Annotated in this window: 13 protein-coding genes and 3 pseudogenes; 10 read left to right on the top strand and 6 right to left on the bottom strand. The window is 37.8% G+C overall.

The window, feature by feature from the left end; all coding sequences use genetic code 11:
* Nucleotides 1-207: 207 nt before the first annotated feature.
* The 8 genes and pseudogenes from ACFJIZ_RS00280 (at nt 208) to ACFJIZ_RS00245 (ending at nt 8483) form a co-directional block, all read left to right on the top strand.
* Nucleotides 208-2416 (top strand): annotated as a pseudogene (locus ACFJIZ_RS00280) (RelA/SpoT family protein).
* Between the two features lie 212 nt (nt 2417-2628).
* Nucleotides 2629-3123, top strand: a complete 495-nt coding sequence (locus ACFJIZ_RS00275; RefSeq protein WP_379089585.1) for a Fur family transcriptional regulator — start codon at nt 2629-2631, stop codon at nt 3121-3123.
* 43 nt (nt 3124-3166) lie between these two features.
* Nucleotides 3167-4444 (top strand): annotated as a pseudogene (locus tag ACFJIZ_RS00270) (adenylosuccinate synthase).
* A gap of 134 nt (nt 4445-4578) precedes the next feature.
* On the top strand, nt 4579-5409 hold the full coding sequence (locus ACFJIZ_RS00265) for a CHASE4 domain-containing protein (protein ID WP_379089583.1): 831 nt from the start codon (nt 4579-4581) through the stop codon (nt 5407-5409).
* The gene (locus ACFJIZ_RS00260; RefSeq protein WP_379089582.1) at nt 5391-6683 is read left to right on the top strand and encodes an ATP-binding protein; all 1293 of its coding nucleotides are present in this window, start codon (nt 5391-5393) and stop codon (nt 6681-6683) included. Before ACFJIZ_RS00265 ends, ACFJIZ_RS00260 begins: the two co-directional genes overlap by 19 nt.
* Before the next feature lie 138 nt (nt 6684-6821).
* The gene (locus ACFJIZ_RS00255) at nt 6822-7220 is read left to right on the top strand and encodes a hypothetical protein (RefSeq protein WP_379089580.1); all 399 of its coding nucleotides are present in this window, start codon (nt 6822-6824) and stop codon (nt 7218-7220) included.
* Nucleotides 7198-8079: an anthranilate synthase component I family protein gene (locus tag ACFJIZ_RS00250; protein WP_379089579.1), complete on the top strand. Its 882-nt coding sequence runs from the start codon at nt 7198-7200 to the stop codon at nt 8077-8079. Before ACFJIZ_RS00255 ends, ACFJIZ_RS00250 begins: the two co-directional genes overlap by 23 nt.
* A 149-nt stretch (nt 8080-8228) precedes the next feature.
* The gene (locus ACFJIZ_RS00245; RefSeq protein ID WP_379089577.1) at nt 8229-8483 is read left to right on the top strand and encodes a hypothetical protein; all 255 of its coding nucleotides are present in this window, start codon (nt 8229-8231) and stop codon (nt 8481-8483) included.
* A gap of 105 nt (nt 8484-8588) precedes the next feature.
* Here ACFJIZ_RS00245 and ACFJIZ_RS00240 read toward each other — a convergent pair whose 3' ends face one another.
* The 5 genes and pseudogenes from ACFJIZ_RS00240 to ACFJIZ_RS00220 form a co-directional block, all read right to left on the bottom strand.
* Entirely contained in the window at nt 8589-9140 is a 552-nt protein-coding gene (locus tag ACFJIZ_RS00240) for a M48 family metallopeptidase (protein WP_379089575.1), read from the bottom strand.
* Nucleotides 9103-9402, bottom strand: coding sequence for a hypothetical protein (locus ACFJIZ_RS00235; protein ID WP_379089574.1), 300 nt, complete (start codon nt 9400-9402; stop codon nt 9103-9105). Before ACFJIZ_RS00235 ends, ACFJIZ_RS00240 begins: the two co-directional genes overlap by 38 nt.
* A 65-nt stretch (nt 9403-9467) precedes the next feature.
* A complete protein-coding gene (plsY, locus tag ACFJIZ_RS00230) occupies nt 9468-10115 on the bottom strand; it encodes a glycerol-3-phosphate 1-O-acyltransferase PlsY (RefSeq protein WP_379089572.1) in 648 nt (215 codons plus the stop codon).
* 50 nt (nt 10116-10165) lie between these two features.
* Nucleotides 10166-11008, bottom strand: a pseudogene (gene nadC / locus ACFJIZ_RS00225) (carboxylating nicotinate-nucleotide diphosphorylase).
* A 44-nt stretch (nt 11009-11052) separates the two neighbouring features.
* Complete coding sequence (locus tag ACFJIZ_RS00220) at nt 11053-11397, bottom strand: DUF4783 domain-containing protein (RefSeq protein WP_379089570.1); 345 nt, start codon at nt 11395-11397, stop codon at nt 11053-11055.
* A gap of 235 nt (nt 11398-11632) precedes the next feature.
* On the opposite strand from ACFJIZ_RS00220, the gene gpmI reads away from it, so the two are divergent.
* Together gpmI and ACFJIZ_RS00210 are read left to right on the top strand one after the other, a co-directional pair.
* Complete coding sequence (gene gpmI / locus ACFJIZ_RS00215; RefSeq protein ID WP_379089569.1) at nt 11633-13132, top strand: 2,3-bisphosphoglycerate-independent phosphoglycerate mutase; 1500 nt, start codon at nt 11633-11635, stop codon at nt 13130-13132.
* Nucleotides 13133-13151: 19 nt separating this feature from the next.
* A complete protein-coding gene (locus ACFJIZ_RS00210) occupies nt 13152-13676 on the top strand; it encodes a hypothetical protein (protein ID WP_379089567.1) in 525 nt (174 codons plus the stop codon).
* A 48-nt stretch (nt 13677-13724) separates the two neighbouring features.
* Here the strand turns inward: ACFJIZ_RS00210 and ACFJIZ_RS00205 are convergent, their stop codons facing one another.
* The gene (locus tag ACFJIZ_RS00205) at nt 13725-14351 is read right to left on the bottom strand and encodes a tetratricopeptide repeat protein (protein WP_379089565.1); all 627 of its coding nucleotides are present in this window, start codon (nt 14349-14351) and stop codon (nt 13725-13727) included.
* Nucleotides 14352-14634: the final 283 nt, after the last annotated feature.

Genomic DNA, 14634 nt, shown 5'->3' with positions numbered 1-14634 from the left:
AGTACAGGGTAGATCACACCAGGAAGTTTCTCCTGCGCTTTTACCTCGTTACAAGCAATCATGACAATAAACAGAATAAAGAGTCTATAAAATTTCATAAATTTATGCCTATACAAAGTTAACGCTAATTTTATATATTCGTTTTACCTACATTCGAATATAATCTTTTATTATTTAAAATACGATAATTTTACCTAGAAAAAACAAATGAAGAATACTTTAGTGATTGATATTGAGGCAGAGAAGCAGGAGATTTTAAAAAGATATCGGGCATTGTTGCGGGCATCAAAATCTACCCTACAAAAGGGAGATAAAAAGGAGATCCGCAAAGCTTTCGAAATGGCATTGGAGAGCCATAAAGATATGCGCCGTAAATCTGGAGAGCCCTATATATATCATCCTATTGCCGTTGCACAAATCGCGGCCGAAGAAATTGGCTTAGGAACCACTTCTATTGTATGTGCCTTATTGCATGATGTGGTAGAAGATACAGACATCACCTTAGAGGATATTGAAAGAGAATTTGGTAAAAAGACCGCCAAGATGATCGATGGACTGACCAAGATATCTGGTGTTTTTGACTACAATAGTTCACTACAGGCAGAGAATTTCAGAAAGATGCTCTTGACCTTAGCGGATGATGTACGTGTAATTTTGATCAAATTGGCCGATCGTTTGCACAACATGCGGACCATGGATTTTATGCCTAGGCAAAAACAATTAAAGATTGCCTCTGAAACCATTTACCTCTATGCACCCTTGGCCCACCGTTTGGGTCTATATGCCATCAAATCTGAGTTGGAAGACCTTTCGATGAAGTATCTGGAACCTGATACATACAAATACATCGCCACCCAACTCAATGAAAAAAAGGCCGAACGGAACTTGTTTATCAAAACGTTTGTAGAGCCAATCAGTGAGATTCTGGCCGAACAAGGTCTAGTCGCCAATCTTTATGGCCGTCCAAAATCAATCCATTCGATATGGAACAAAATGAAGAAGAAGAACATCCCTTTTGAAGAGGTATACGACCTTTTTGCCATCCGGATCATTTTGGATAGTGCACCAGAACACGAAAAGGCAGATTGTTGGAAAGCTTATTCTATTGTTACCGACTTGTACCGTCCAAATCCAGACCGTTTAAGAGACTGGGTTTCATCGCCCAAAGGGAATGGTTATGAATCGCTGCACACCACCGTAATGGGCCCGAAAGGCCAATGGGTAGAAGTGCAGATCCGTACCCAACGAATGAATGAAATTGCTGAGAAAGGATTTGCCGCACATTGGAAATATAAAGAATCAAGCATTGACAATGGCTTAGACCAATGGATCCAAAAAGTAAGGGAAATGCTGAGCAACCCCGAAGCCAATGCCTTTGATTTCCTAGATGATTTTAAAATGAACCTCTTCTCTGACGAGATCTTCATTTTTACCCCAAAAGGGGCTTTATTACAACTACCACTGGGCGCAACGGCCTTAGATTTTGCTTTCGAAATCCATACAGATGTAGGAGCCAAATGTATTGGCGCCAAGGTAAACCATAAATTAGTGCCACTTTCTTACAAACTACAAAATGGCGACCAGGTAGAAATCATTACTTCTGGCAAACAGGTACCTAAGGAAGATTGGCTCAACATCGTGGTAACGGCAAAGGCTAAATCAAAAATCAAGTCATCTTTAAAAGAGGAGAAGAGAAAAATTGCGGAAACTGGTAAAGAGACATTAGAACGCAAGCTTAAATCGCTAAAGATTACCTACAATACCGATAACTTAAATAAACTTACTTATTTCTTCAAACTTCAATCTACACAAGATCTTTTCATCGCTGTAGCCAATGGAAAAATCGAGTTAAAAGACCTAAAAGATTACCTTGCCAGCGAAAAGAGATCGAAAATAGGGGAACTGAAAGAAACAATGACGGACAACACATTGAAGCCTTATTAAATAAGGTTAAAGGTCCAGAATCAGATATCTTGTTGATTGGTGAAGACCTACAAAAAATAGATTATACTTTAGCTGCTTGCTGCAATCCAATACCTGGAGATGATGTTTTTGGTTTTGTAACGGTAAGTGAAGGATCAAAATCCATCGTACCAATTGCCCTAATGCCGCCCAGTTGATGGCCAATTATGGCTATAGGGTGGTAAAAGCAAAATGGAACAAGCAACAAGAATTAACCTTCTTAACGGGATTACACATTATTGGCATTGATGATGTTGGACTGATCAATAACATTACCAAGGTTATTTCGAATGATTTTAAGGTAAATATGCGATCAATCACAGTAGATACCAATGACGGGATTTTTGATGGATCGATCAAAGTGTTTGTAAATGACAAAGACCATTTGGATAACCTGATCAAAAACCTGTTAGAAGTTAAGGGCGTAACGGGTGTAACAAGATTTGACGCTTAAATAGTTTGTAGTTATCAGTTGGCCGTTTTTAGTTATGAGTTAACAAACCCTCAACCTTGGGCTTCCCAACTTACGGACTTGTTAACTTCCCGACTTACGGACTTGTTGACTTACTGACTATAAACATAACTTTACAACATTTCAACAATTGAGCATCAGAACACTAGCACAATTTAACAATTTTACCTACCTTTGGAAAGGAGTTTAAAACTATGTCTGAACAGAATACGAGTGAGTTGGTTAGAAAAATATTCGAAGCCTATCTCGAAAACAAAAACTTAAGAAAAACCCCTGAGCGTTTTGCCATTTTAGAAGAAATTTATTCTAGAGATGACCATTTCGATGTAGAGACGCTCTATATCCATATGAAAAACCAAAAGTACCGCGTAAGCAGAGCTACGGTTTACAATACTTTAGAATTATTGGTATCATGTGATTTGGTAACCAAACACCAGTTTGGCAAAAACATGGCGCAATTCGAAAAATCTTATGGTTACCACCAACACGACCATGTGATCTGCATCGATTGTGGTAAAGTAGTAGAATTTTGCGACCCTCGTATCCATCAAATTCAAAGCATGGTAGGTGATTTGTTGAAGTTTGACATTAAACACCATTCCTTAAATCTTTATGGCGTATGTTTCGACTGTAGTGCCGCAGCCACCATCAAGGCGCATGCTACGCAAAAACAACCAGCTTCTAATTAATTATCTAAAAATATATAATCTTTCTATTCTTTAATTTAAAATAATGACGCAAGTAGATGTACTACTAGGCCTGCAATGGGGCGACGAGGGTAAAGGTAAAATTGTTGACGTACTAAGTCCACAATACGATATGATAGCCCGTTTTCAAGGCGGTCCAAACGCTGGCCACACTTTAGAGTTCGACGGCAAAAAGTTTGTATTGAATACCATACCTTCTGGAATTTTCAATGAAAAAACAATGAACCTTATCGGAAATGGTGTAGTAATTGATCCTATTATTTTAAAAAGAGAGTTAGATAACCTAAAAAAAGCTGGACACGACCCAGTTGCTACAGGTAAATTGGTAATTGCCCGTAAAGCGCACTTGATCTTACCTACACACCAATTATTAGATGCTGCAAATGAGCAGAAAATGGGTGCTGGTAAAATTGGATTATACGTTAAAAGGAATTGGCCCTACTTATATGGACAAAACTGGCCGCAATGGTCTACGTGTTGGCGATACCACTTTACCAGATTTTAGGGCACGTTACAATAAACTGGTAGAGAAACACAAAGAGATTCTTTCTCATTACGAGTTTGAATATGATCTAACTGAAAAAGAGGCTGCATTTTTTGAAGCCATTGAGTTTATCAAGAACATTCCGCATGTAGATAGCGAACATTTTGTAAATGGCTATTTAAAAGAAGGTAAAAAAGTATTGGCAGAAGGTGCGCAAGGCACTTTATTAGATGTTGATTTTGGCTCTTACCCTTTTGTTACTTCTTCTAACACTACAACTGCTGGTGCATGTACCGGTTTAGGTATTGCGCCAAATAGAGTGGGTGATGTTTATGGTATTTTCAAAGCCTATTGCACCCGTGTAGGTGGAGGTCCCTTCCCTACCGAATTGGACAATGAAATAGGAGAAAATCTTCGTCAGGTTGGCCATGAATTTGGTGCAACTACAGGTAGGGCCCGTCGTTGTGGATGGATTGATCTACCGGCTTTAAAATATGCGATCATGTTGAATGGTGTAACAGAGTTGATCATGATGAAAGCTGATGTATTGGACGGATTCGACACCATTTATGCTTGTACACATTATGAGTATAATGGCGAAACAATTGATTATATGCCATACGACATCATCTCTATCCAACCAAAACCAGTATTAAAGGCAATTGAAGGTTGGAAAACAGATTTAACCAAAATCACTTCAACTACGCAGATCCTAGTCAGTTGGCAGATTATATTGCATTTTTGGAAAAAGAGTTAGAAGTTCCGATCAAATACCTTTCTGTTGGACCAGATAGAACTCAAACTTTAACTTTGAAATAGTTAACAAGCCATATAGATTCGACTAAAATAAAATCCCCTTGAAGCAAGTTCAAGGGGATTTTATTTTATGGGCCAACTCTTATCAAAAATGAGACAATAATATGTTATATTTAATAAAATAAAAGCTTGAATTAATGAGGCTACTCGCTAATCTTAATACTTATTATCGACTATTGTTATTGATCATAGGTACAAGTACTTTGTTTTTTCTACTTTACCTATTTCTTTATTTCTATACCTTAAAACAGGAAAAAGAAGTTTATATAGCAGCCTCTACAGAATATACAAAAGAAGTTGGGTCTATCTTCCAGTTAAACTCTAAAACGCACTTGGCTTCTATTGTTGATGTTACCTTTTGGGATGAGCTGGTTACATTTGTACAGACCAGAAACAATACCTGGTACAAAGACTATATTGAAGGTGAGTTTAGCACTTATGAAGTTGATTATATTGGTGTATTTGATCTTGAACGCAAAAAAATCTCAAGCACGTCTTCCCCAAAATTTAGAACGACAGATTTTATACCTAAAGCAGCATTTGAACAGCTCCATCAAACCAAACTCATCCGTTTTTACAAACGTGTGCCCGAAGGCATGATAGAGATTTTTGGAGCGACCATACATCCATCGGACGACCCAAAAAAGAACAAATACCAACCATCTGGTTATTTTTTTATGGCAAGGCTAATGGATAAAGGTTTCATCGAAAATCTGGAAAAAATCAGTAGTTCAGCCATTAGCTTGGTCCCTAAAGACTACGTTACCTCCAATGCCAGAAACTCTATCAATGTTAACCTGAACCTAAAAGACTGGGCGGGAAAAACAATTGCAAAAATCCATTTTGAACGTGCCTTTAACCTGAATTTCGATAACACGAAAAAGATACTTGGCATTATCATCATCGCCACAATTTTCAATCTTTTAATCTACTTATATTATTATAGGAGATGGTCTACAAACCATTAAAACTGATTACCAATAGTTTAGAGACAAAAGACGAGCACTCGATGGCGCTGCTTAAAAAATCGCATGGTGAATTTGTATACATCGGTAACCTGTTTGAGGAAAACAATAAGCAACGGAAACAACTCGAGATTGCCAAGCAAAGAGCAGAAGAAAGTGACAATTTAAAATCGGCATTTCTGGCAAACTTATCTCATGAGATCAGAACACCGATGAACGCCATTATAGGTTTCAGCGATCTACTTAATGATGAGAGTCTAAATCAGTATGATAAAACCGAATACCTGGACATCATCAGAAAAAGTGGAAAAAATCTGATTTCTATCATTGAAGATCTTCTTGAAATGTCTAAGATAGACTCTCAGCAAGTCATCCCCAACTACAAGAGTCTAGACCTAGATAAGTGTATTTCAGAAGTCTACCACACCAACAAGGTCACCATCCCTAAAGAAAAAAATATAGATTTCTCCATCATTAAAACCACAAAAAATGTAAAGACGAATATTTTGATGGATGAGACCAAGCTCAAACAAATTCTGACCAATCTGATTACCAATGCCATTAAATTTACCAAACAGGGTCATATCAATATTGGCTATGCCGTAAACGAAGAAGCAAAACTCATCAAAATATGGGTTGAAGATTCAGGATTGGGTATAGATGAGACCAATATAAAACTGATCTTTGATCGGTTTAGGCGAATTGAAAATGATTTCTCCATCGAATCAGGTGGCTTAGGCCTGGGTCTGTCTATCACAAAGGCATATATAGAATTATTAGGCGGTACGATAGATGTGAAATCGACCATAGGGATTGGATCCACTTTTTCTTTGAATATCCCCTTGGTATACGACACCACAATACCCGTTGCAGTTGTACAAAAAACGAATCATAAAGTTGAAAGAAACGGTCATAAAACCATACTGATTGCGGAAGATGATGACATCAACTTCCTCTTGCTGGAAAAAATATTACAGCTTAAAAAATACCACACGATCAGAGCCGTGAATGGCAAAATAGCTGTTGATATCTGTAAGGAAAACCCTGCTATTGACCTGATTTTTATGGATATCAAAATGCCCATCATGAATGGGTTTGAAGCCTTTCAACTGATCAGAACCTTTAACCAAACCATACCTGTAATTGCTAATACCGCTTATTCTTCGCCAGAGGATAAAGAGAAGATCTTGACCGCAGGCTTTACTTACTATCTATCAAAACCTTTAAGCAAGGAAAAAATATTTGAAGTGCTGGACCTGACCTTCGGCAATTCTTAAATAAATATTCACCATCTAATAGATTGTGCATTTGCAGTTCAAATGGCGATGCAAAGGTACTGTTCTCCATATCAATTAAGATATAACATAAATTCATTATGCTAACTAAGCCTACAATATTTACCTTTGCCGCAGCAAATGGATAAAACTGAAATTTCTTTATTTAAGGAAAAAGCGATGCAATGGGCAGCTTCATTTGAAGTATGCTGTTGCTTGGACTCTAACCATTATAACGACCCTTATTCGCAATATGATTGTTTGATTGCAGTCAATGCCCAACATCAATTAAAAGAAAAGGCAACAAGTGCGTTTACTGCGTTAAAATCTTTTTATGAAACACATCAAGATTGGATGTTTGGTTTATTAAGTTATGAGCTGAAGAACGAAATAGAAAACTTAAGCTCTACACATACCGATCAGCTTGATTTTCCAGACCTGTTCTTTTTTGTACCAGAAAACTTGATTGCCATACAAGGAGATTCGTTTACGATTCTTAAGGGAGATCCTGCAATTATTGACCAGGATCCATCAGATTGAACTTGATGCCACTGAGCACAAAGTTGTTTTGAACATCGAAAGCAGGTTTGACAAAACATCCTATATCGAAACCATCAATCAATTGCAGTCGCACATCAAAAGGGGTGATATTTATGAAGTCAATTTTTGCCAAGAGTTTTTTGCCAATCATGCTTCAATCAACCCATTGGCTACCTATCGAGCTTTAAACAAACTCTCTCCCACCCCCTTTTCAGGATTTTTTAGAATTGATGACCACTACATTTTGTCGGCCACACCAGAACGTTTTTTGTGTAAACGTGGCAATCGCCTGATTTCCCAACCCATCAAAGGTACCGCCAAAAGAAGTATAGACATGGCAGAGGATGAACAGATCAAAGCTATGCTAAAATCTAGCATCAAAGAACAGGCAGAAAATGTAATGATTGTTGATCTGGTAAGAAACGACCTGACCAAAAGTGCCATACAGGGTACCGTTAAAGTTGACGAATTGTTTGGAATCTATAGCTTTCCGCAAGTGCACCAGATGATATCAACCATTAGTTGTGAATTGGATCCTGATATCCATTTAATTGATGCCATCAAAAATACATTCCCAATGGGATCAATGACCGGTGCACCAAAAATAAGAGCGATGGAACTGATTGATACTTACGAAAAAAGTAAAAGAGGAGCTTTTTCTGGTTCTTTTGGTTGTATCAGTCCAACTGGCGATTTTGATTTCAATGTCGTCATCCGTACCATCTTATATCATGCCAAGCAACAATACTTATCTTTTCAAGTTGGTGGTGCCATTACCTATGCCGCCAAAGCAGAAGACGAATATGAGGAATGCCTACTCAAAGCTTCGGCAATCATGAAAGTACTTGCTGGTGTATAAAACAATTCTTTAAATTAAGTATCGCTTTATTCAAATTAATGCCATCTCGCAGTTAAAAAACAGTAACCAACTGACTATCAGAAAGTATTTTTGTTTTGATAAGATTTTTGTAAATTCATTTAGTATTAACTAAACCTAAATCTTAAAAAATGAAAAAATCAAATGAAGGAAATTTTGCCAATGCAAAATCCTTAAGTAGAGATGAACTAAAAGAAGTTAGAGGTGGTGTAGATGATTCGTTTGACAACGGTGATGGTAGTGGTGGTGGTCCCTCGGTTAGACGTGGAGTATGCAGTGGCAGTGTAGGCGAATGGACCTACACCAGTCCAGTTTGGTACATTACCTGCTGGAATGACATTGATACCTATTGTTCGTCAAGATCAGGCTACTGTTACACTTCTTAATTTCGAAGTAAATTCTACTATCGTTCAATTATATAACCAAAAAGGCGAAAGGCACTATTCTTTATAGCATCTTTCGCCTTTAATCTTTATAAAACTCAGCTTATCTTATTTTTTATAATATTTCATAGCCTCAGGTAGATCTCTTGGATTCTGTGCGATACGAGACTCATCTGTAGGGTGGGTACTTAAAAATACTGGGGGTTTCTGTGCACCTTCGCTTGCAGCTGCCATTCTCTGCCAAAACCCAACTGCATTTTGTGGGTTATACCCTGCCATCGCCATAAAAGAAAGACCCATTTTATCAGCTTCCAGCTCTTGCTTGCGCGAGTTTGGCAAAACATATAAACCTTGTGCACCAATGCCATACAACTGGTTCACAATCGCCTGTGTACTTTCTGATTTATTACCAACTGCAGCACCAGCAAGACCACCACCCACTTGGGCAACTGTCATCTGCGAAGCTCGTTCTGCCGAGTGTTGCGCAATGGCATGTGCAATCTCGTGTCCCATTACGGTAGCTAAACCAGCATCGTCTTTAGTAATCTTTAAAATCCCGGTATAAACCGCTACTTTTCCTCCTGGCATACACCAAGCATTGATTTCAGGACTTTCAATCAAATTAAACTCCCATTTGTAGCCTTTGATTCTGATCGCCATATCCATTGGCATTCATGTACTGCGTAACCGCAGCAGCTATATTGGCTCCAATCCTTTTTACACGTTGTGTTTCTACTGAATTGCTCGAGACCACTTTCGTTTTAGGGTCACTTAACAATTGAGAATACCCAACAGCCGCTTGTTGTTGCAACTGACTATCATCTATTAAGCTTAATCTACTTCTACCCGTTAATGGTACTGTAGAACAAGAAGATATTGCCAACAAACCTGTAGCAAGACCTATAATCATTATTTTTTTCATTTCGTTAATTTTATCTTAGTAAGAAGGGCTTTGGTATCCTCCATCCATTCATCAACAATAAAGTTCTAATTTTGTTTCTTTTTAAACAGGTAAACTTTTGATTCTTTCCCTTTGAGCAATCGTTCCAGGTTTTTTTGATGGGTAACCAAAATTAGCAAACACACGCAGGTCCCATATAACACTTCCGATTTGATAGAAGATTGGATCACAAATACAATACTGATCGGGAAAGCAAAACCAGCACAGATAGAACTCAGGGAAACATATTTGGTGGCCAATAAAATCACCACAAACACCAGTACGCAGATCATTGCCGCCTCAAATCTAACGGCCAACACCATTCCAAATAAAGTAGCAACCCCTTTTCCACCTCTAAAACCAGCAAAAATCGGGAACAAATGGCCCATTACGGCAATTACGCCCAAAGCCAATTGATAGTTTACAAATTGAGCTGAATTTTGAGGACCAGTAACGGATAAACCTATGAGATAGGCCAGATTGGTGGCAGTATATCCTTTAAAGATATCAATCAACATTACAGCAATTCCAGCCTTTTTGCCCAAAACCCTGAAGGTATTGGTAGCTCCAGCATTACCACTGCCATACTCTCTTACATCTACGCCATAAAACGCTTGACCTAACCATACTGCCGTAGGTATTGAACCAAGAAGATACGCAAATATTAGCGCTGAAATGGAATAGATCGAAATCATTACCTACAATTATACTAAAAATTAAGATTCCAGATGGTAAAACATAAGGATTAAAATGCTTTTAGGCTCAGACTAAACTTTTAACCGAATGGGTTAAAGCACCCATAGAAATATAATCAACGCCACAAGCAGCATATTGTACTACATTCTCTTCTACTATCCCTCCAGATGCTTCTGTAACAAATCGTCCATTGATCAAGTCAACAGCCGTTTTCAATAAAGGAAGTTCAAAATTATCAAGCATGACCCTATCTACATTTCCCTCTGCAAGCACTTGTTTCAGTTCATCCATGTTCCTTACCTCAATCTCTATCGCCAACTTCTTACTGTTGTTTTTAAGATAATTGTTGGCTGCTTGAATGGCATTGGCAATCCCTCCGGCATAATCTACATGATTGTCTTTGATCAAGATCATATCATACAAACCAATCCTATGGTTTACTCCACCCCCAATTACTACAGCCCATTTCTCTAAATATCTTAAACCTGGTGTTGTTTTACGTGTATCCAATACCTTTGTCTGATAAGGCTTTAACAACTGAACAATGCGATTGGTTTTTGTGGCAATACCGCTCATCCTCTGCATACAGTTCAGCACTAATCTTTCGGCCAATAAAATCGAATGTGTTGATCCTTCTACTGTAAAAGCAATTTCTCCATATTTTATTGGAGTGCCATCAGTTAAAAGTACATCAACTTTTAAAGAAGGTACTTATTTGGTTAAAGATCTCTAAGGCCAATTCAACACCAGCTAAAATCCCATCTTCCTTAACAATCAGTTTGGCCTTGCCCTGAGTGCCTGCAGGTATGGTAGAAAGCGAAGTATGGTCTCCATCGCCTACATCTTCGGCAATCGCATTTTTGATAAAGAGGTCTACTATTTTTTTGTCCAAAGCAGTATTTTTCTTACAAAATTAGAAAAATAACAGGAATTTAGTTATTCCTTATCGGCTTCAATACGTAATTCTGTGATTAGCAAACTATTAGATGCTTTATTTACTTTCATCGTAATCGTTACCCTGAACTTTCCATTTTTTGTAGTCAAGGATAGAATAGCCAAACGCCAACTTGGATTGGTGTTTACACGATGGATGATGCCCGTTTTAGAAGGTGCATTTTTAACGAAAAAATCTTTCAGAATCTGTTCTGCCTGTACTTTACTATAGACATCTTCTTGATCAATCATGATCAATTCTACAGACGGCGCAAAGTTTTTCGCAATCTCTTTCGAATTTCCCGTTTTGAAATTTAGGGCTAAATCATCAACAATATCTGCCTGCATTATATGATTTAACGGGAAATGCACTAACAATAGCAGCAACGCAAGTAATGGTTTCATTATGTGTGTAGTCAAACTATAAAATATACAAGCCAAAATTATGCCACTTACAAATCATAATATGTAAAAATTTTGCGTTAAAGCGCGTTTTAGGTTTATATTTGTATAGTAAACGAATCATTTTTAAATCCATAACAACGTTTAAATTTGTTTACCATTTCCATAATTAGATGATTAAATGAAAGCTAAAAAACTAGTACTACTGATCCTTGATGGCTGGGGCTACGGAAAAAAAGACCAATCTGATGCTGCATATATAGCCGATACTCCATTTTTTGACTCGATGCTTAAAAATTACCCCAACTCTAAATTGGAAGCATCTGGAGAAGCGGTTGGTTTACCTGCCGGACAAATGGGCAATTCTGAAGTGGGGCACATGAACCTAGGAGCTGGAAGGGTCGTTTATCAAGAGTTGGGAAGAATCAATAAGGCGATAACTGACAGAACATTGCACAACAATGAGGTTTTGGTCAACGCTTTCAACTATGCAAAAGACAATCATAAAGCTGTTCATTTCATCGGATTGGTTTCTGATGGCGGTGTTCACGCACATATCAACCATTTAAAGGCATTGTGTGATGCAGCCAATGAAAAAGGGCTAAAAGATGTATTTATCCATGCCTTTTTGGATGGAAGAGATACCGATCCAAATGCTGGATTTGGTTTTATCAATAGCTTAGACCAACACCTCAAAACTTCAACAGGTAAAATTGCAAGCTTGATCGGACGCTATTATGCAATGGATAGAGATAACCGTTGGGAAAGGGTTAAATTGGCCTACGACCTCATGGTCAATGGCATTGGCGAAAAGGCTACAAATGCCGAAAATGCCATTCAGCAATCATATAACGAAGGCATAACCGATGAGTTTACCAAACCTATTGTCATTACCCATGCAGATGGTACACCAACCGCAACCATTAAAGCGGGCGATGTGGTGATCTGCTTCAATTATAGAACAGACAGGGGAAGAGAGATCACTACGGCCTTAAGCCAAAAAGATTTCCCAGACTTTGGCATGCAAAAACTGCCATTGTATTATGTAACCATGACCACCTACGATGAAAGTTTTGAAGGCGTAAATGTTGTTTTTACAAAAGACGACCTTTCTAACACGCTGGGTGAGGTTTTGGAGACCAACCATAAAAACCAGATCCGGATTGCAGAAACTGAAAAATACCCTCACGTTACCTTCTTCTTTTCTGGAGGCAGGGAAAAAGAATTTGAAAATGAAAAGCGCATTTTAGTTCCTTCACCAAAAGTAGCTACCTATGATCTGCAACCAGAAATGAGTGCGGCTGGCATCACCGAGGCGATTACCAAAGAACTGGAAAGCGGCTGGCCAGATTTTGTATGCCTAAACTTTGCAAACCCAGACATGGTTGGCCATACAGGTGTTTTTGATGCTGTAGTTAAAGCCGTTGAAACAGCCGACGCCTGTGCCGAACAAGTGGTTAAAACAGGAATTGCCAATGGGTATTCGTTCATCATTCTTGCCGACCACGGCAACTCCGAATACATGATCAATGCAGATGGTTCTGTAAATACAGCCCATACAACCAATTTGGTTCCTTGTATTTTGATTGATAACGATTACAAAAACATTGCAGATGGAAAATTAGGAGACATTGCCCCTACCATCTTAAAAATTATGGGCATCGCTATTCCAAGATCATGACCGGAAATTGTTTGGCATAATGAGGAAATTGACTTTATATGCTTTACTTATCTTTTGCAGTGCCTGTACTTTTAAAGAACAGGACAAGCTGAACAGCAAAACCTATTTTGATGTATCAGGCTACTTTAAAGGAGAAGCCGCAAGACTAACAAAGGCCAATTTGCCAGTTGATAAGATTGTAATGGTAAATGGGAAAATGGAAGAAAAGAAAATCACCATTACCAACTGGGAAAAGGAATTTGATTCGTTTATCTCTTCCGATATCAATAAAGCTTCCTGGAAAGGTGCCTTCAATACAGTAAAAAGCGACAGTATAACTACCTATACGTCTAACAGCGATAAGATTTCTGTTAAGAAAGTAGAAGTGGTTTATCAAAATGAAAAAATAAAGGCGATCAAGATTTTTGTAACCAATACCAACAACCTTTACACTTCCAAAGATACCTTGAGTTATTATCCAGATAGTTTATATCAGATCAAAAAGATACAAAGCATCAAACTCATGGACGAGAAGAAATATCAGATTACCGGAAAATTTAAATAAAAAAAGCCCTCTAGCGTTTTGCTAAAGGGCTTTTTTTTATTCTTTAAGTTATTTTAAACTTGCTACCTGAGCCTTTACATAATCGACCCAGTTAATGATGTCCTTTCTTAAAGGCTGTACGGTCAAAACCTTTTGAAAATCAGCAATTGAATTGTTAAAAATGGCCACACAAGCTGTTTTCTCAGGGGCTTTTTTAACCTTATAAGATTTAAAGATGGCATAATCTTTATAAGCCAGACCTCTATTTTGGAGGATCTGTACATCTTCTTCACCATTGATTTCAATCGCTTTACTAAAATCTTTGATGGCCGAAGTATAAAAATTCTCTCTCATCTGATTGAGTGCTTCTTTAGGAGCATTGGCAATATTCAATCGGGCTTTGCCTCTATAGTAATAAGCTGAGTAATCATTAGGCTTTAAAGTGATCAGACGGCTATAGGCAGCGATAGAGTTTTCAAAATCCGAACATTGGAAATAAGAGTAGCCCAACATTTTTAAAACATTTGCATTATTCTGGTCAGCGGCATCTGCTTTTTCCAATTGGACAACGGCGGTTTTATAATCTCCGTTCATCCAGGCCTGTTTCCCCATTTTCTCAAAATTGCTTTGCGCAAAAGAAGAGGTAGAAGTCGAAATCACAAATAATAATAGAAATGTTTTTTTTAGATAATCCATTCAGCGTTTTTTTAGTTAACAGTTGCAAAATCTTCTTCAGAGCGTATGTTTATAGTCATTGCTATACTTACTGGTAGCTAATATACAACTATCATACCATTTGCAAATATTAAGGTAAACGCTAATTTAATAAAATATGATATATTGAGCCTTATAATTTTTTAAGGCTGACTTTTTAACAGACATTTACAGCTATTCTATTTTTGGCACAAGAGTTGAAAATATAACCCTTAATACTAGATTTATACTTTTATTGCGGCAAGGCTGTCAGTTTGTCGTTAAT

The organism is Pedobacter sp. UC225_65, assembly GCF_042698365.1.
Lineage (GTDB): Bacteria > Bacteroidota > Bacteroidia > Sphingobacteriales > Sphingobacteriaceae > Pedobacter.
This window is presented reverse-complemented; position numbering and strand designations above follow the sequence as displayed.